Source organism: Kandleria vitulina DSM 20405 (assembly GCF_000702065.1).
Classification (GTDB): Bacteria; Bacillota_I; Bacilli_A; order Erysipelotrichales; family Coprobacillaceae; genus Kandleria; species Kandleria vitulina.
Genome location: NZ_JNKN01000006.1, coordinates 69,685 through 88,787, shown reverse-complemented (window position 1 = coordinate 88,787; position 19,103 = coordinate 69,685). Strand labels below are relative to the sequence as shown.

Here is a 19,103-nt window from a genome sequence, read left to right as displayed (position 1 = left end):
CATCAAGCACTGCAGCAGCGGCTACTCCAACTGGCATCGCTTCAGAAACAGGGTACTGCTCTGCCTCAACTCAGAGACAACATTCTTCCTGGAACCCCAGCCAACAAGCAGGGAATGGATAAACGAAAAGAAAAAGCGCACAAAAAAGGACTGATATCTGTACTGATATCAGTCCAAACCGATAATTTCGATTTTATCTTTCCGCTTTCGTGGGAAAGGCATTTTCCCTCAATTAGTGACACCCCATCAATCAGGATAGCCCGCTACTTGGAAAAGTGCCTCTTTTAATAAATTGTCTCGTATTCTGCTTCACCATTGAAGCTGCCATCATACTTGATCAATTCCTTTACTTCTCCACTTGAAGAAACATTACCGCCTTCCTGTGTCAAAGAAGCAATCAATCCCTTATTGATAAGATCTCCACCACTTATACGTAAATCAGAGATATCCTTATTATTTACAAGATGTCCCTTTTCCTGCATATAAGAATGAATCATGCCATCATTTGTACATGTACCATCATTCATTAGGGCATCCAATTCTCCTTTATGAGTCAGTACGCCCTCATTGACTAACGTACCAAATATGTTGGCATTTGTATAAAGTGTTGCCTTATTGACAATATCAACATTAATATCGCCAATACCTTCACTTTTATCAGATAAGATCACATCAGATAATAATTCAAGATGTTTCCCTGATAATGACCAGCCATCTATTTCAACAGTGATCGTAGATGATGGATTATTGATAACCAATTCATCAAAATGAGCATCTACATGAAGAAGAACAGTTACATTTTCTTCAGCTTTATTAGCATCATTGATAGCTTCAATAAATGAACCATAATATCTTGTACCAATAGAAGCTGCCGCATCAATATCTGAAGAATCGCCTTCGAATACCCCTTTCATAAGGTAGACATTGGAAATATCTCCTTCATTGATCACTTCTCCATTATTTTGAGATAGACCATTAATAAATCCTGAGTTTTCGACATGTCCTTTATTAATTGTCAGATCCACAATGGTACCAAGATTCTGTAAAGCACCACTATCCTGCTTGAAGATATCAATAACCCCTTGTGAGTGAACACTCATCTTGCCTTTATTGATCACATAGCTTGTCACACCATCATTAGTCATTTCTTTCTCATTAATAACCTCATTGATCTGTCCAGTATTAGCCATGACCCCTTTATTGATGACACAATCTGAAATTGTACCATCATTGACAAAGAAATCATTGTTTTCAACTGATCCTTTGATTCTGACTTCATTTTGAAGATGATTATTATTGACAATATGACTCTCAATAACACTCTGTTTATTAAGAGCTTCTTTTAAGACAACATGTCCATTGATGATGATTTCTTCACCAATCAGCTTAATACCATTCATGTTAATGGTAATATCAGTCTTATCATTTTCAATAGTTAAAGGATGATCAAGAATAACATCACGATGAAGTGTCACAAGACACTTCTCTTCTTGTGCTTTAACATTTTCAATTAAATCTTCAAATGTAGCATAGTATGTATCATTGATAGCACCTGCACCATCTGTTTCTTCAACTTGTCCAATAAAGTGACCGCCTTTTAATCTTAACATATGCACTTTTCCGCTGTTGGAAGCTGAACCATTGTGCAATGTAAGGTCTTCAATGTAACCAGAAGTATCCAATGTTCCTTCACTCATATGAAGAGTAGCGATTGTTTTCTTATTGTTGACTTTTCCAGTTTCAGAAACAGCATCATCGATTGTTCCTTCATTAGTTAATGACTGATAGTTAATCAATTCATGAATACGACCCTTATTAGTCAATGTACCCTTATTGATAACCGTCTTCATTTCACCATCATTGATGCATGTCACTTCATTTTCTACACGACCAGTCATTTCACCATGATTGATAAGTTCTGTCTTACTGAAGATTTCACCAGAAAGCTTAGCATCATTTTCTAGACGACTTTCATTTTCAATGACATTAGCAACTTCTCCTTCTTTAGTGGCATCCACGAAAGAAAGTGGAGTCTTCACAATAATCTTTTCACCAGTGATGACATGTCCATTGACATCAATACGTAGATCATATGGGCAATCAACAGTAAATGGTTCTTTAAGTTCAAGATCACCAATCAATACCAATGACTGATTATCACAAGCATCAATCGCATCTTCTAGTAAAGCAAAATACTGTTCACCAACACGTAATGATGTATTGGTTTCTTCTACTTTACCAACAAAACGTCCACCACTTATTGTTAAGTCATGAAGTGAACCAGTAGAAAGTGCTTCTCCTGATCTTAAAACAAGTGTTTCCATTGTGCCATTGTTTTTAAGCTGTCCTGCACTCATGACCATATCATGAAGTTCCCCTTCATTGTAGGCTTCTCCTTCATCATGAGTAAGATGTTCCATGACTCCATGATTTGTGATCATGGCATCATTGATGACATCCTGCATTTTTTCTTTGTTAATCAATTGATTATGGTTAACAAATGGTTCAGTGATTTCGCCTTCATTATCAAAGATTGCATTGTTTACAATCTTTCCTTCTAGATAAGTCTTATTAATACAGTGTGCTTCATTGATAATATCATTATGAATGCGTCCTGTTCCTTCAATTGTGACAGGCAAGCTGAAATGAAGTGTTTCCCCTTCTATTTCATAGCCGTTTGTATCAATAGTGAGCGCAATATCATTAGATGATGCAAATGTCATTTCTTCTAATTGAAGATCATCTTCAATAGTAATCACCAGATTTTCTGATGCATCTTTCATATAATCAAGAGCATCCTGAAGTGTACCAAAATGATAATTACCAATAGAAGCATGACAGAAGCATTCTTCAGCATTTCCAATGAAAAGACCACTTGCGATATCAGCTTTTTCAATTTCACCTTCGTTGACACTCTTTCCATTGCTCATTAACGAAGCGACATGTCCTGTGACTTCATTAATCAATTCACTATTGTTTACTAATTCATTGATAAGTCCTTCATTGTTTAATGTACCTTGCTTGATTGTCATCTGATCAATTGTCGCATGTTCATTATTGATGACTTCACCAACACTGTTTAATGAAACAATATGTCCCCTGTTTTCTAATGTACCATTGTTTGTGACTTCACCTTCTAAATGAATATGGTTTTCAAGATGACCATTATTCATGATGACATTTTTAATGATTCCATCTCCCATCAGCAACATATTAGCCGCCAGGATAATTGAACCACCACTTAATGTATGTTTATTGCATTCTAAGCTTAAGACTCTTCCCTGTGTTGTAAAGAGGAGATCTTCTTTTGCTTCGACATCATTGTTAAGAATAATGCGTAGTGAATCACTTGAATCCTTAACATAATCTAATGCTTGAGATAATGTCATATAGTACTTAGAAAGAATACGACACTGTGAATTGGTCATGGCTGGTGCTGTTCCATTGAAGATTCCTTTTTCTTTTAACAATTCAAGGTTTTCTACTTTACCGAAGTTATGAACTTCTCCTTGATCCAATCTTAGATGATAGATCTGTCCACCTTCATCGTTCAGTAGTTCACCCTTAATAGCAGTCGCTTCTCCAAAGACACCTTTATTGACACTCTTTCCATTATTGATAAGGAGCTTATCAATATGACCTGTTTCTTCATTTTCTAATGATTTTTCATTCTGAAGAGTTTTCACGATACCATAATTGACTAATGTCCCATTATTCAATAATGTATCACTCATTACACCCTGGTTATTGAATGTTCCTTTATTTTCCATCGGACCATGGATTTCACATTGACTAATGAATTCTCCTTCATTGATGATCGTGTTTTCAACTTGACCATTCATAATAAGAATATGTCCATTTAATGTTAATGTACCACCATCAATCTTATGCTGATGGAGATCAATAGTTAATGAACCCTTTTCTTTTTCAATTGCTAATTCATTAATGACAATATCATCATTGCATGTGATTGTAACATCATTATCTTCTATTGATGCCAACGCATCTTCAAAGTATGGGAAGTAATGATTGCCAATACGCGCATAACTATTTGTGCTTTCTACTTCACCGATGAAATCACCTTTTGTTAAATCTAAGGTATGAACTGTCGCCTCATTTTCAAGCGTACCGCCCTTCTGTGAGACTCTTGTCAATGTACCGCTGTTCTTTATTGAACCGGCATTCATGATCACATCACTGATAAGACCACTGTTGTCAGTCTGCCCTTCATTTTGTGTATAGGCACCAAGAGTTCCTTCATTATAGAAATGATCATGGTTTAAGAGTGTGTTCATTGCTGATTTATTTGTCAAAGTTCCTCTATTGACAACATGTTCCTTGATAGTCGCATAGTTAGTCAATGTACCACTGTTCATGATTTCTCTAGCATAATTGATTGAACACTCAAATGCTCCCTTATTGATAAATGGATTGCCACATAATGCATATCCTTTCATAATAAGCGTTCCTTCATTGGTAATCGTATTACCATTGATGCTCTTTGTTCCACAATCAATAGTTAATGGGTAACCATTATTCTTGATGCATAATTCTTCTTCAATATAAGCATTATCATGAAGCATGATCGTCATAGCACCCTTTTGATTATTGAAGATTTCAATCGCATCTTCCAATAATGGATAGTAAATATTTTCAATACGTGCAACCGCATTGCTTTGATCAGCTTCACCTACATATTCACCACCATGCATTGAAAGATTAGCGACATGTTTCTTGTTTTGAACTTGTCCACCTAACTGTTCAAGATGCTGAAGTTCCCCTTCATTGATAAGCGTACCATCCTTTAAGACTACATGATCTAGTGTTCCATTGTTGAAGAACTGTCCTTTTTCCAGGATTGCTTCTTTAAGATGAGCATCATTGACACATTCACCTTCATTATTGATCTTAACAATCTCTTTCTTATTAATCATTTCTCCCTTATTAGAAAGAGTAGAGATTGTACCTAAGTTAGTCGCCTTAGCCTCATTAATAAGCTCCGCAATCGAGTACAGATTCATAAGTGTGCCTTTATTGGTTACACTTGTAAAAAGCTGTGTTTCTAAAGTCAGATTACCTTCATTTTCAATCTTGTTCTTGATACCTGTTTCATGACCTTTAATACGTAAAGTTCCTTTAGTGATAATAGGTGTACCAGAGATGGTCTTTTTACCAAGATCTAAGATCAAAGAGTGTCCTTCTTGTCCAACTTCACACTCTCTTGTCAAGATGACATTATCAATAAGATGCATTGTCGTATTATCTTTAGATTGATTGAAAACCTGTAAAGCTTCATCAAAGGTTGCATAATAGACATCATCGATATATGCAGGCGCATTAGTAGAATGAAGAGGTCCTTTAAATGTCCCTTTTAACATATTTAATGTATCAACTGTTCCCGTATTGACAATTGATCCATCATTTTGAGAAATAAAGTGGATATCCCCATTTGATTCTACTTTACCCTCACTCTTTAATGAACGAATTAACCCTTCATTTTTCACTTCATTTGTAGAAATGACACTATCCGCAATCGCATCAGCCGTATTGATGAAGGTTCCACTGTTTTCTACACTCTTGAGTGAAGAATGGTTAGTGAAGGTTCCCGTATTTTCAACCGCATTCACAACAGCGTAGTTTGTCATATGACCACTGTTGGATACAAATCCACCAACGGTATCCTTGATTGTCAATTCATTTTCACTTGTAATTAATCCTTGCGTTGGCAAATCAAGAATAAGACGTCCACTGCTTAATAGATCCAATGAAAGAATAGATTTTTCTTCATTATGATCAGTTAAAATAACACGTGATTTTACCTGTAAAGGTGCACCGTTAACTTGATGCTTATTAAAATCTAAAGTAACAGTACTATCAGGATTATCAATGATTACTGTCTCATCCAATGTTAAATCCTTATTGAATACCACTGTACAATTTTCTTTCGTATTCGCTACTGAAATAGCTTCATCTAAAGTTGGATAGTACGTATCTTCAATATAGACTGGCGCATTTGTTTCTTTTAAATGACCTTTAAATAATCCCGCATAGATTTCTAGATGTTCCACTTCTCCATCTGAGATGATTTCTCCACCCTTTTGAGAAATGACTTCCATCTTTCCATGAGAAATCAGCTGATCTTTTAAGAATGCAGTATTCTTTAATGTACCTTCATTTAAAATCGTACCGCTCTTTCCCACCAATGTATCAACAGTTCCTGTGTTATGGAACTTGCTTTTATTATTGACACGCTGAATGGTTCCATTATTGACAAGTGAATCAAAATTCTTAACTTGATTTTTGATAATCGCATTGTTTTCTAATTCACTTTCATTCTGTATTTCATTTTCAATACTTCCATGATCAAGAGAAACAGGAGATTTGAAAATCAGTTTTTCACCTTGAAGAACATGATCACCTAAATGAATATGAGTCTTTCCTTTTAAATCAATAGTTAATTCTTTATCTACTAAGACATTATTTAATAATGAAATATCTACATCATCTTCAATCTGCTTTAATGCTTCTAAGCATAAATCAAGTGATGTGTAGTAATCATCATTGATGGCGATAATAGCATCAGAATGTTCAGGTGTTTCTCCTTCAAGATGCGCATGGTTTCCTTTAATGACAAACTGAGAGATATCTCCATTATTGATAGTATCACCATCATAAAGTGCCACTTCAGTAAGCTTGCCTTTATTATGTAATTCTCCTTCTCTCATTTCTACATCTACGATGTTATTGAAGTTATGAAGAAGATGATGGTTTTCTACCCTATTGATATGACCATTGTTTTCAATTGTGCCGTAGTTCTTTACTCCCGTCAGCAACATGGCATTGTTGACAAGTGTGCCTTTATTCAATAGATCCGTATTGAATGTTCCTTCTTCACCGCTGTTTTCTAAGATGACATGATGAAGTGTTGTTAATGATGCACCTGATAATGAATGTCCATTCAAGTCAATACGCATAATACATCCTTCTTGCCCAATCGCAAGAGGTTCTTCTAAGACATAGTCCTTAATTAAACGTAATGTATGTTCTTTACCTGTAGAATAAGCATAAGACATAGCACCATCCAATGATAGGAAATAAATTTCATCAATCATCACTTCACTGTTGATTGTATTCGCTTGCCCTTTGAAGATAGCTCCTTCACTCATGAGTGTCTTATTGATCTGACCCTCGTTGTAGCATTCTCCTTTTTCAAGCTTCAAGTAAGGCATCTGTCCTTTATTGGATAATTGTCCTTTATTGATAACTGTTTTTCTAATTTCTGTTTCATTTGTTAAATGTCCGTCTTCTTCAATTATGACATTATTGAAGAGTGAGCCATTCTGGCGCTTTGTGGAATCCACAAGACGGACATTGCTTTTAACAATGACATCTTCTCCAGATAACTCATAGCCATTCATATCAACTGTGATATTGGCTTCTTTATTATCAAATGTTAACGGGCTTAACAGCTTAAGATCTTTGTAGAACTTTAATGTGAGATCCTTCTTGCTGGCATTGACAATAGCAATAGCCTCATAAGGATCTCCATAATAAGTGTGTCCAATGGCCGCCTTACATTCAATGGCTGTCACTTCCCCACTGTAATGTCCACCTAAAACAGTGACATTTCTAATAAGTTTTGTAGAAGAAGCTTCACCACCACGAACATAAAGATAATCCATTGTTCCTTCATTGATGATAGTCCCTTCTGATATCAATGTATCTGTTACTTCCCCATCTTCCTTATTGATCAATGTACCAAAGTTACTGTTGGTACCAGAGATACGGTCTTCATTGATGACTTCTCCTTCAATGCTCATGTTACCAGAGACATCTGCTTTTATTGTAAGTACCCCGCTCTTTGTCACTGTAACATTACAAATAAAAGAGCCCGAATGTCTTTTGCTTGTATCGATAAAGCAAGCTTCTGTTTCTACTTGAAGGTTTCCCTGTAAGAAGGTGTTTCCATTTAAATCAATGGTAATAGTTGCTTTTTCATTATGAAGATTGACAGTTCCACTTAACTGATGACGATCAAGTAAAGTAATGGTCTTATCTTCATCAGCATTATTGGCAACCTCAAGGGCTGACTCCAATGAGCCATAATAAAGATCATCCATGACAATTACACTATGAATATCATCTTTATTACCTGTTAATACTCCACCCTTCAATGTTCCTGTAATAATCTTTCCCTGATTATCACATGAACCATCTTCCTGAATAAAAGAAACAATTTCACCTTTGTTAATAAGAGTCCCATTATTGGTAAGTGTCCCTTTGATGTCAGCATCAATTTCTAATGTTCCATCATTGTTAAGAGAAGACTGCACTGATCCCTTATGTGAAGAATCCATAATCGTGCAGTGTGCTGTATTGTTTATTGTATGTTCAAAAATAGAATGTCCATTGAGATCTATTGTTAAGTCCTTATCAACAGTCTCAATAGATTGAATCTGAATATCTCTTAAAAGTATTAATGTTTCATTTACTTTTGCGTACTGCAATGCTTCCTGTAAAGTAAGGTACAGTTTTTCTCCTACTCTAACTTCCGCATTGTTTTCATCTACAACAGGTGGTAATTCATTTATTTGTGTCTGTGTTTCGTTCATTAGCTATCACTCTCTTTTATCAAATTACTTATATTATATAAGATTTTGCCTATTATTGAAATGTCTCTAACTTAAAAATTAAATCATTTCGATTGAAATTTCTATTTAGATTGTATAAAATATAATTGTATCAAATTTAAAGGAGGGCATTTCTATGTCATTTTATGATTATTCTATCCCTACCCCTAAGGGAGAAGATTTCCCGTTATCATCTTATGAAGATAAAGTTGTACTTGTAGTTAACACTGCTACTGGCTGTGGTTTTACTCCACAGTATAAGGATCTAGAAGAACTTTATGAAGCTTATCATGATCAAGGTCTAGAGATTTTAGATATCCCTTGTAACCAGTTTGCGAATCAGACTCCTGAAGATGATGAAGCTATCCATGAATTCTGTACACTCCACTACAATACACAGTTCCCTCAGATGAAGAAATCAGATGTAAATGGTGAAAACCAGTTACCTCTTTACCGTTTCTTAAAAGAAAAACAGCCATTTACTGGCTTTGGTAAATCACCAAAAGCTTTAGCAATGGCTGCCATGTTAAAGAAGATTGATAAGAATTATAAATCTAACCCTGAAATCAAGTGGAACTTTACAAAGTTCCTTGTCAATCGTCAGGGAGAAGTTGTAGCTCGTTTTGAACCAACTGAATCTATGAAAAAAGTAAAAGAAGCTGTCGCTTCACTTATCTAAAAAGATCTGGCTAGCCAGATCTTTTATTATGCTTATATCTTAATAAGGCGTTGATGATCATTTCAACACCAAGAACACGTACGTGGAAAATAAAATGATGATATGGTTCCCATAGCAACATCAAGGCAAGAACGGTAGAAATAATAATTTCAACACATTCAATAAAGCTGAAATCATGGGGATACATATCATTGAAGTCTTCCGCAATATTGGTCAAAGAAATAAGTGCCCAGATTGTCCCGATAACACCTAAAGCATTATTTCCCTGAAACAGGATCATGCCTCCAAGAATCATGAAAAGAAGACATCTTCCCATATCATAGTGAACACGTTCAACACGTCCAATAACAATATGGAATGGACCATATAGAAACATGGCAGAGCCGATAATATATGGCAGAGCATTCGTTAATGAATGTGTAAAGAATAGACAAAGTAAACCAATAAAGACAAAGATTACAAGATAGATATTATAATCAATGCTTCTCATGTATTTTTTTAGATGAAAATCATGAAACATGACATATCACTCCTTTGTCCTTATTGTACACTTTTTTACAATGCCCGTCTAATCACCCGTGGAGGAAGAATCATATCACGATTACCAATATGAATGGTGATCTCGTCTAATCCTTCGTTAAGAAGAAACAGCGGACCAAATCTTGATGTAGTAGAAATAAAAGAAATACGTTCTTCTTCTATCTTATAAGCAAAATCCTGATAGGATGTTGGCCCGATAATTACACAATCATCAAACATGCCCATTTTGATCGTACAGTTTTCACTGTAGATCGGATTCGTCTTTCTAATAATAGAAAGACTTTCAAATACATGATCTTTTTGATCATTAAAGGTAATCAGGACAGCTTTCTTCTCTTTCAGCAGTGCTTTCTTATCATTTGCCTTTTCTTCATAGGCATGTACTTGTGAAGCATGAATTCTTTCTCTTAATACAGTTATCTCATCTTCTGATAAAAGATCGCCTCTGACAAGCAGATCAAGATCTGGATTGTGAGAACCATTCTCCAATCTTTTATGAGAATAATAATAGCATTGATATAAAGAACCAGAGACTGTTTCAAAACACACATGGTCTACTCTAAGCACCACTTCCTTTATTTTGCTTGTCGCAATAAAAGAATGATCTCGATAGCGATCATGATTAATGACCTCCCCTTCAAGATGATGTCCTACAAAATGCCAATTTTCTAATAAAAACATAAATCAAACCCCTTAGTAAACATGAAAAAAAGGAGAGTGCAGCCTCTCCCTTTTTCAACGAGACAGAAGGAAACCAGAAACATAAGATCAAATACAACTTTATTACTTTGAGCGTCTATAAGTTAGGAGTACATTTTAAGACTACAAGGTTTCCTCCCACTAATCACAATTTATCAAAAGCAATGTTCAAAGTAAACAAAATATGAAAGTTTTTAAAAAATATTCTGGCTTCTTGCTTCATTTTAACAAAATTTTACTTTTTTTATTTTTCCTATTGCATTTTATTTCATTCAATGTTATATTAAGTGTCCCTTGTGGCATATCAACCTTACCATAATATATTCTTTCCTATGTATCAATGATATGCAACAAGATATCCCCCCCGACGTGCAGTCATAATAACTGTACGTTTTTTCTTTATCTATGACACATGATGCTTAATAAAATGCATGATGTGTTTTTTTATTTGTGAATATGTAAATGTAGCCAAAACGGCAACTCCAATATGTATTAACATAAGCATCTCTCCTTTAGTTAGCTTTGCCTAACTAAAATATATCATACTTCATATTTTTGTACAAGCAATATAAAAAGGAGTTTTCACTCCTTAATGTCTATTGCCAAATTTAGCGGCTAATGAGGCAAGCTGATCTTTTGAGATATTAAAACGATCACATAAGTCATCTAGCATACCGTTTAATTCTTCTGGTGATTTATTTTGCAGATCATCTACATCAATGCCAGTCATTGACTTGATTGTATCTTTATTGTTGGCATACATATCTTTCACTTGATCGAACATCTGATTTTCTTGTTCATGCATCTTCTTTGATGCGTCTTCTAATTGATCAATTTCTTCACTATCTAATTCTAATTCTTCTACAAGCTGCATCACGCGATCTACAAGCAGTTCCATTTCTAGACGATAGTTTGTTTCATCCAATGTTTTTGCATTGTTAATGATGTCTAGATATTCTTTTAATTGTTTATTTTGAGTATCATTTAAAACTGTATCTTCATAAAGATCATCTCTGATATCTTCAAGGATTGTCTTGGCATTAAAGTAGATGGTATCAAATAGATTTCGATCATATTCTACTTCTTTATCTGTTAACGATGTTAATGTTTCAATTATTTCAGGGATATCTTCATTGAATAAATGATGTACACCTTCAGCGATAATAATCAGCTGATCATCTTTTCCTCTTTCTTGTTTTAATTTAATATGTTCAATCTGAGATAATGTGATCTTTACAGCTCTTAGCATATTGCAATACATTGTATCTTTAGTAATGATGATGCCATGTTCTCCATCTTTTTCTAAGTAGAGCACAATATCTCTGATATTGGCGTCCCCGTAAGTATAGATAGCCTGTCCAATTGTAGCTGGAAAATCTTTTGTATATTTTTTCATATCTTCACCTTCCGCTTCTTATCATACAAAGAAAAAAAACCGACTGCAAGTCGGTTTATGATTCATAGGCATATTCTTTAACTTCTTTAGCAAAGAAGGCTTTTGTTTCTTTGACAACAATGCCGTTCAAGGCGAAGATTGCGATCATATTAGGGAAAGCCATCAAGCCATTAAAGATATCAGCAATTGTCCAAACAGCGCTGACACTCATATATGGTCCAATAAAGACAGCAAGAATATAAGCCCATCTAAAGATAATTAATGCTTTCTGATTTCCACCAGTCAAATATTCAAGACAGCGTTCAGAGTAGTAGTTCCATCCTAAGATTGTCGTAAAGGCAAAGAATACCAGACAGATCATTAATAGGAAGCTCGCAAACTGTGCTGAGAATGGCAATCCCTTCTGGAATGCATAAGTTGTAACCTGAACACCCTGAAGATTTTTAACCTGCCATGCTCCTGTAAGTACAATGGATAGTCCTGTCATCGTGCAGATAACGATAGTATCAATAAATGTACCTGTCATAGAAACAAGCCCCTGTCTTACTGGTTCTTTCGTCTGAGCTGCGGCTGCCGCAATTGGTGCACTTCCTAGACCGGCTTCATTTGAGAAGATTCCTCTCGCAATCCCTCTTTGCATAACAATCAGCATGCTGCCGATAGCACCACCAGTAATAGCACGTGGATTAAAGGCACCTTCAATGATGATCTTAATCGCAAATGGAATTTTTGTGATATTAGTAAGAATCAAGACAAATACGCTTACACCATAGATGACTGCCATAAATGGCACAACTACCTGTGAGACATTAGCGATACGCTTGATGCCTCCAATAAGCACCAATGCGACACATACTGTCAATATAATCGATGAAATAATGACCGTATAAGTATATGTTCCTAAATATGGAATTGTAAGTGTCTGAGCAGAATTTGGATCAAAGAAATTCGTTAACGCACTTGAGATTCCATTGACCTGAGTAAATGTCCCATTACCAAATAGACCAACACATACACCAAAGAAGGCAAAGATCTTTGCTAAAAAGATCCACTTCTTACCAAGACCTTTTTCTATATAGTAGAAAGGGCCACCTAATGCATGTCCATTTTCATCTACTGTTCTAAATTTGATAGCCAAGAATCCTTCAGCATACTTTGTTGCCATACCAAACAAGGCCGCTAAATTAATCCAGAAGATAGCTCCCGGTCCTCCTGTTGTCACTGCTGTCGCAACACCAACAATATTACCAGTACCAATTGTAGCTGAAAGAGCCGTACACAATGCCGCAAAGCTTGATACTTCTCCCTCTCCATCTTCTTCATTGCTAAACATCCACTTTAATGCCAGCGGAAGTCTTCTGATCTGTAGAAATCCTGTACGAACACTAAGCAGAATACCACCTACAAGAATAAGTGCCATTAGCGGAATGCCCCAGACAAGATTGTCTATCGAGACCAATAAATCATTTATTGTTTTCCAAACCATAAGCTGTTCCTTTCAAAATACAATAAAACCATTTTAATAACTTCCTTTTTATCCGTCAACAAAAAGCATGATTATTAAGGGAATTACTAAAATACGAAAGAAAAAAAGCAGTAAATCAAAAGATTTACTACTTGATCACATAATTTCTCTTCTTTCTAGGAGCAGCTTTAACTTCCTGATCAGGATATCCAATGATGCAATGACCAATTCCTTCATATTCCCCTTCAATACCTAAATCAAGAAGAAGCTTCTTATACTTATCCATTTCAAACTCTTCTTTAGCACGATGAATCCAGCAGCTTCCAAGTCCTAACGCATCCGCTGCCTGCATCAGATTTCCCATGACAAGACTGCCATCATAAACATAAGTAGGACGTTCTTTATTAGCGAGTACGACAATCACTGCAGGTGCACCATAAAATGGATCAAAGTCTTCTTTCCATCCTCCAATAAGACAGTTATCTCTTGATAGTTCATCTCTTAACTCCTTATTGGTAATAGTTAAAGTAATGACTGCTTGCTGACCCTTACCGCTGGCTGCATATTCCCCTGCTTCTACAATCTGATTCAATAGTTCTTCACTTACAGGATCACTCTTATACTTGCGAATACTACGACGATGCTTTAAAGCTTCAATAACATTATTCATATAATATTCCTCCTGTATTTATTATAATACAAAATAAAAAAAGGTTCCAAAGAACCTTTTGCTTTTTAAATGGTGTCCCCTCACGGGCTCGAACCGTGGACCCTCTGATTAAGAGTCAGATGCTCTGCCAACTGAGCTAAGGAGACATCTCTTGTTGACTGCTCACATATAATATCATTATTAAAGTGGTCCGTCAACACTCATTTGACATTTTTTTGTACAATTATTTAAACATAGAAACAAGTTCAATAAGGTCCCCACTTTCAATAAGATGAACCCCTTCTAGATTGTGTGAATGCATATCTTCTTTACTATATCCATCGGTATTTAAAAAGACACCTGTAATACCCACCTTTTTGGCAATCGCCATATCTGTTGTAAAATCATTGCCGATCATGACGCTCTCTTCTTTATGAAGATGATGTTTATTCATCAGTTCTTCTAAAAATGAGGGATGTGGTTTTTTTATATGATAAGAGGAAGAAATAAAAATATCATCAAAGTAATCATACAACCCAAGTTCCTTTAATTCAGGAAGAGTAAAACATGCTTGTGCATTGGATAATAAGTAGACATGTTTTCCTTCTTCTTTAAGATACTCAAGTACTTTCTTGGTATTTTTAAAGCAGGTAATATAATCAGTAGAAGCTTTTCTAAAGTATAAAGCAAACTCATCTGCATACTGACCAGCAATCTTTTTAAACACATTCATGAGTTCTATTTCATAGAATTTATCTTCATTTTCTTCTTCATGAACAAGATTAAGATAAAGTTCTTTTAATTCTTTTTCTTTATAAGAATATCCTCTTTCATTAAGATATACACACAGCTTCTTCCAAAAGGATAAAGACTGCTCATCTGTATGAATATCAATAAGTGTGCCATATAGATCAAAAATATAGTTTTTCATAATTCTCCCCCTAGATATATGAAAAAAAGGTTCCGAAGAACCTTTCATTTTTCAAATGGTGTCCCCTCACGGGCTCGAACCGTGGACCCTCTGATTAAGAGTCAGATGCTCTGCCAACTGAGCTAAGGAGACATCTCTTGTTGACTGCTCACATATAATATCATTATTCATACTCTTCGTCAATATGGTTTTTTATATTTTTTTCAAGGATAAAAAAACGCATAGATTGTCCTATGCGTTTTAGGGGGATTATTTCTTTAGATTATAGAAGGAATGAATTCCTTTATATCTAGCCATTTCACCTAATTCATCTTCAATTCTTAATAACTGATTGTATTTAGCAATACGGTCTGTTCTTGAAGCAGAACCAGTCTTGATTTCACCAGCGTTAGTTGCAACAGCGATATCAGCGATTGTTGTATCTTCTGTTTCACCTGAACGATGTGAGACAACTGCAGTGTATCCTGCTTCTTTTGCCATTTCGATAGCTTCTAATGTTTCTGTTAATGTACCGATCTGGTTAACTTTGATTAAGATTGAGTTGGCATCTCCTCTTTCAATACCTTTAGCTAAACGTTTAGTATTTGTTACGAAGAAGTCATCTCCAACAAGCTGTACTTTATCACCTAATTTTTCTGTTAGGTAATCCCAGCCTTCCCAGTCATCCTGATCTAATCCATCTTCAATTGAGATGATTGGGTATTTATCTACAAGTTCAGCAAGGAAGTCTACGAATTCTTTATTAGTAAATGTTTTTCCGCCTTCTCCTGCTAATGTATATTGTCCATCTTTATAGAATTCAGAAGAAGCAACGTCCATAGCGATCTTTACATCTTCACCAGGTTTATATCCTGCTTTTTCTACAGCTTCAATGATAACCTGAATAGCTTCTTCATTTGATTTTAAGTTAGGTGCAAATCCACCTTCATCACCAACTGCAGTATTCATGCCTTTAGCATGTAATACAGCTTTTAAGTTATGGAAGACTTCAGCTCCCATACGAATTGCTTCTTTAAATGTATCAGCACCTACTGGCATGATCATGAATTCCTGGAAGTCCACATTATTATCTGCGTGTTCTCCCCCATTGATGATATTCATCATAGGTGTAGGAATAACATAAGCGTTTGCACCACCAATATATTTATATAAAGGCTGACCTAATGAATCAGCTGCAGCTTTAGCTACTGCTAATGAAACACCTAAGATAGCATTAGCACCAAAGCGTCCTTTGTTTTCTGTTCCATCAAGTTTGATCATCTTATAATCGATTTCTCTTTGAGAGAATACATCCATTCCAACAAGTTCAGGAGCAATTTCTTCATTGACATTCTTGACTGCCTTTAATACCCCTTTCCCAAGATAACGATCTTTATCGCCATCACGAAGTTCAACTGCTTCATGAACACCAGTTGATGCACCAGAAGGTACGATGGCGCGTCCAAATGCACCTAATTCAGTAGAGACTTCTACTTCAACTGTTGGGTTTCCTCGTGAATCAAGAACCTCTCTTGCGTAAATGTTTGAAATTCTATCCATATTTCTTTCCTCCTTAAATGTTAGGTCTTTCTAACTATTTGTATAGTATCATTACTGTTCTTATTAAGCAAAAGAAATGCTCATTTTTTTATAAAATATGTGGTCAAAAACTTTTTTAAAAAAAGTTTTTTCATTTCTTATCGATAAATAGAACACTTTTTAAACAGCGTTTAAAAAAATGCAATATTCTTAAATTTCCTTGTTGCAATCGAGTCACACGTATGCTATTATATGTGAGCAAGCTAACCGATGCGGATTTACTCAAGAGGCTGAAGAGGCTCCCCTGCTAAGGGAGTAGGTCGGGTAACCGGCGCGAGGGTTCAAATCCCTCAATCCGCGCCATTGGAATGCAACACTCTCTTCGAGAGTGTTTTTTTATATATCAAGGAGGATCTTATGGATTATCAGGTAAAAAATCATCAGCATTTTCATTTAATTGGCATCAGAATTGATATCAATGTCGATCTTGCATTTAAAGAGATTCCACAGTTCTGGAACGATTTTAACAAGAAAATGAATAGCGACCCCACTTTCAAAGAATATGTTCTTCATAATGAAATTGGTACTTATGGTGTAACGATCAACGATGAAGAAAATATGAATCTTATTCATTATTATATTGCTGGTATTAAGAAAAGTGATTTCCTATATGAAGGGATTGAAGAGCTTCATCTTGAAGATTCCTTATGGGCACACTTTCCTACAAAGGGATCATATCCCGCCTGTCTTCAGACATTAAACTATAAAATCTATTCTGAATGGTTCCCTCATAGTGATTATACTTTCCATTATGATGCAAGCATTGAGTATCTTCCTTATGGCAATCGTCAAAAGGATGATTATCAATGTGAATTATGGATTCCAGTTATAAAGAAAAACTGATTTGCGATGCAAATCAGCTTTTTTATAGACTTAATGTTGCTTCTCCATCTGCTTTCTTTAATGCATCAGCAAGAGCATCTCCATCAATGTGTCCAAGTTTCGTATATTTGTAAGATGTTTTTACATCTTTATAAAAGATAACTAACACATTCCCCTTGTAAAGCATAACATCCCCTGCCTTGATTGTTACACTTTGATCATGAGCATTTAATGAGTTATCAAGTTCAGCATAGTATTCATTGTTATTAAGTGATGCCATTGATAATTCTAATGGTAAAAGACTTAATAAAGATTGTGTTGATTCATTGTCTTCAAGCGTCATCTTAAATACCTGTGATCCAATCTTCACCTTAATGGTTTTTGCAGATGACTTTTCTTCTACCTTCACATTCTGGGAAGAGTTTGTATCCTTTGTAGATTGAGCAACAGATTTTTTCTTTGTCTTTGTTGTAGTGCATCCACTCATCAATAGTAGACATAAGCACGCGATGAGAATTCTTTTCACATTCTTCATCTCCTTTCTTTCCCATTATAAATCAAAAAAGGGATGATGACATCCCTTATTACAATAATTCTGCAATATCCAATACAAGTTTTTCAGTTTTTTCCCAACCCAGACATGGGTCTGTGATTGATTTACCGAATACACCTTCGTCTACGCTCTGGCATCCATCTTCAAGATATGATTCAATCATTAAACCTTTTACTAATGATTTAATTTCTTCTGATTGACGTCTTGAATGAAGAACATCCTTAGCAATTCTGATCTGTTCAAGATATTTCTTTCCTGAATTGGCATGGTTTGTATCTACGATAACTGAAGGATTAGCAAGACCTCTTTCCTGGTAAAGATCATAAACCTTCTTTAATGTTTCATAATGATAGTTTGGATAAGATACACCATTTTCATCAACATATCCTCTTAAGATTGCATGAGCATAATCATTTCCAGCAGTCTTAACTTCCCATCCACGATAAATGAATTTAGCTGGAGCCTGTGCTGCAACAATTGAGTTCATCATAACAGTTAAGTCTCCACCAGTTGGGTTCTTCATTCCTGTAGGAATTCCGACACCAGAAGTAACAAGACGATGTTCCTGGTTTTCTACTGAACGTGCTCCAATGGCGATATAAGATAAAAGGTCTGAAAGATAACGGTGGTTCTGAGGGTAGAGCATTTCTTCTGCACATGTGAAGCCTGTTTCCTGTACGACACGCTTATGCATATGTCGAATGGCGATAATACCAGCCAACATATCTTCTTCCCCCTTAGGATCAGGCTGATGAAGCATTCCCTTATACCCTTTTCCTACTGTTCTTGGTTTATTAGTATAGACTCTTGGAATTATGAAGATTTTATCTTTCACTTTTTCCTGCAAGTCTTTGAGTTTATGCATATACTCCAACACAGCATCTTCGTTGTCAGCTGAACATGGTCCAATGACAAGAATAAACTTATCTGATTTACCAGAAAGGATGTCACGAATTTCTTCATCTCTTTCCTGCTTAAGCTGTTTCATTTCTAAAGTAACAGGATACTGATTCTTGATTTCCTGTGGTGTTGGTAGTTTACGAATAAATTCCATCTGCATATCCATATAATAATTCCCCCTGTTTTTTTATGCTTGTACCAATAATACTTTAAATAAGTTAAGAAAGCGAGACTTTTTTAAAAAAATTATGAAAATATTAG

Annotated in this window: 13 protein-coding genes and 3 tRNA genes; 4 read left to right on the top strand and 12 right to left on the bottom strand. The window is 35.4% G+C overall.

Annotation, left to right across the window (positions count from 1 at the left end; all coding sequences use genetic code 11):
* Positions 1-288: hypothetical protein (locus tag T513_RS12475; RefSeq protein ID WP_031588901.1), on the top strand; the 288-nt coding region annotated here is incomplete at its 5' end.
* Here T513_RS12475 and T513_RS0103165 read toward each other — a convergent pair.
* On the bottom strand, positions 285-8,612 hold the full coding sequence (locus tag T513_RS0103165) for a hypothetical protein (RefSeq protein WP_031588900.1): 8,328 nt from the start codon (positions 8,610-8,612) through the stop codon (positions 285-287). The genes T513_RS12475 and T513_RS0103165 overlap by 4 nt on opposite strands.
* Before the next feature lie 154 nt (positions 8,613-8,766).
* Between T513_RS0103165 and T513_RS0103160 the strand changes: the two genes are divergently transcribed.
* A complete protein-coding gene (locus T513_RS0103160) occupies positions 8,767-9,309 on the top strand; it encodes a glutathione peroxidase (protein WP_031588899.1) in 543 nt (180 codons plus the stop codon).
* Positions 9,310-9,319: 10 nt separating this feature from the next.
* Here the strand turns inward: T513_RS0103160 and T513_RS0103155 are convergent, their stop codons facing one another.
* The 9 genes from T513_RS0103155 to eno all read right to left on the bottom strand — a co-directional run bounded on the left by T513_RS0103155 (position 9,320) and on the right by eno (position 16,528).
* Complete coding sequence (locus T513_RS0103155; RefSeq protein ID WP_029070506.1) at positions 9,320-9,829, bottom strand: hypothetical protein; 510 nt, start codon at positions 9,827-9,829, stop codon at positions 9,320-9,322.
* 35 nt (positions 9,830-9,864) lie between these two features.
* Entirely contained in the window at positions 9,865-10,530 is a 666-nt protein-coding gene (locus tag T513_RS0103150) for a hypothetical protein (protein WP_031588897.1), read from the bottom strand.
* A gap of 607 nt (positions 10,531-11,137) precedes the next feature.
* The gene (locus T513_RS0103140) at positions 11,138-11,944 is read right to left on the bottom strand and encodes a hypothetical protein (RefSeq protein WP_031588895.1); all 807 of its coding nucleotides are present in this window, start codon (positions 11,942-11,944) and stop codon (positions 11,138-11,140) included.
* A 55-nt stretch (positions 11,945-11,999) separates the two neighbouring features.
* Positions 12,000-13,430, bottom strand: a complete 1,431-nt coding sequence (locus T513_RS0103135) for an alanine/glycine:cation symporter family protein (RefSeq protein ID WP_031588893.1) — start codon at positions 13,428-13,430, stop codon at positions 12,000-12,002.
* 127 nt (positions 13,431-13,557) lie between these two features.
* Positions 13,558-14,079: a nitroreductase family protein gene (locus T513_RS0103130; protein ID WP_029070502.1), complete on the bottom strand. Its 522-nt coding sequence runs from the start codon at positions 14,077-14,079 to the stop codon at positions 13,558-13,560.
* Between the two features lie 70 nt (positions 14,080-14,149).
* Positions 14,150-14,225 (bottom strand) — tRNA-Lys (locus tag T513_RS0103125).
* A gap of 77 nt (positions 14,226-14,302) precedes the next feature.
* The gene (locus T513_RS0103120; protein WP_051654370.1) at positions 14,303-14,989 is read right to left on the bottom strand and encodes an HAD family hydrolase; all 687 of its coding nucleotides are present in this window, start codon (positions 14,987-14,989) and stop codon (positions 14,303-14,305) included.
* 56 nt (positions 14,990-15,045) lie between these two features.
* Positions 15,046-15,121 (bottom strand) — tRNA-Lys (locus T513_RS0103115).
* Positions 15,122-15,238: 117 nt separating this feature from the next.
* On the bottom strand, positions 15,239-16,528 hold the full coding sequence (gene eno / locus T513_RS0103110) for a phosphopyruvate hydratase (protein WP_029070627.1): 1,290 nt from the start codon (positions 16,526-16,528) through the stop codon (positions 15,239-15,241).
* A 251-nt stretch (positions 16,529-16,779) separates the two neighbouring features.
* On the opposite strand from eno, the gene T513_RS0103105 reads away from it, so the two are divergent.
* Positions 16,780-16,870: transfer RNA gene (locus T513_RS0103105), tRNA-Ser, on the top strand.
* 54 nt (positions 16,871-16,924) lie between these two features.
* The gene (locus tag T513_RS0103100; RefSeq protein WP_031588890.1) at positions 16,925-17,410 is read left to right on the top strand and encodes a GyrI-like domain-containing protein; all 486 of its coding nucleotides are present in this window, start codon (positions 16,925-16,927) and stop codon (positions 17,408-17,410) included.
* A gap of 22 nt (positions 17,411-17,432) precedes the next feature.
* Here the strand turns inward: T513_RS0103100 and T513_RS0103095 are convergent, their stop codons facing one another.
* Together T513_RS0103095 and T513_RS0103090 are read right to left on the bottom strand one after the other, a co-directional pair.
* Positions 17,433-17,915, bottom strand: coding sequence for a cyclophilin-like fold protein (locus tag T513_RS0103095; protein WP_051551137.1), 483 nt, complete (start codon positions 17,913-17,915; stop codon positions 17,433-17,435).
* Positions 17,916-17,973: 58 nt separating this feature from the next.
* Positions 17,974-19,008 carry a 3-deoxy-7-phosphoheptulonate synthase gene (locus T513_RS0103090; RefSeq protein WP_031588889.1) on the bottom strand — a complete coding sequence of 345 codons (1,035 nt, stop codon included), beginning with the start codon at positions 19,006-19,008 and terminating at the stop codon, positions 17,974-17,976.
* Positions 19,009-19,103: the final 95 nt, after the last annotated feature.

Excerpts from the sequence above, each read along its gene's own strand:
- T513_RS0103165 (WP_031588900.1), bottom strand. The coding sequence starts at position 8,612 with ATGAACGAAACACAGACACAAATAAATGAATTACCACCTGTTGTAGAT.
- T513_RS0103160 (WP_031588899.1), top strand. The coding sequence starts at position 8,767 with ATGTCATTTTATGATTATTCTATCCCTACCCCTAAGGGAGAAGATTTC.
- T513_RS0103155 (WP_029070506.1), bottom strand. The coding sequence starts at position 9,829 with ATGTTTCATGATTTTCATCTAAAAAAATACATGAGAAGCATTGATTAT.
- T513_RS0103150 (WP_031588897.1), bottom strand. The coding sequence starts at position 10,530 with ATGTTTTTATTAGAAAATTGGCATTTTGTAGGACATCATCTTGAAGGG.
- T513_RS0103140 (WP_031588895.1), bottom strand. The coding sequence starts at position 11,944 with ATGAAAAAATATACAAAAGATTTTCCAGCTACAATTGGACAGGCTATC.
- T513_RS0103135 (WP_031588893.1), bottom strand. The coding sequence starts at position 13,430 with ATGGTTTGGAAAACAATAAATGATTTATTGGTCTCGATAGACAATCTT.
- T513_RS0103130 (WP_029070502.1), bottom strand. The coding sequence starts at position 14,079 with ATGAATAATGTTATTGAAGCTTTAAAGCATCGTCGTAGTATTCGCAAG.
- T513_RS0103120 (WP_051654370.1), bottom strand. The coding sequence starts at position 14,989 with ATGAAAAACTATATTTTTGATCTATATGGCACACTTATTGATATTCAT.
- eno (WP_029070627.1), bottom strand. The coding sequence starts at position 16,528 with ATGGATAGAATTTCAAACATTTACGCAAGAGAGGTTCTTGATTCACGA.
- T513_RS0103100 (WP_031588890.1), top strand. The coding sequence starts at position 16,925 with ATGGATTATCAGGTAAAAAATCATCAGCATTTTCATTTAATTGGCATC.
- T513_RS0103090 (WP_031588889.1), bottom strand. The coding sequence starts at position 19,008 with ATGGATATGCAGATGGAATTTATTCGTAAACTACCAACACCACAGGAA.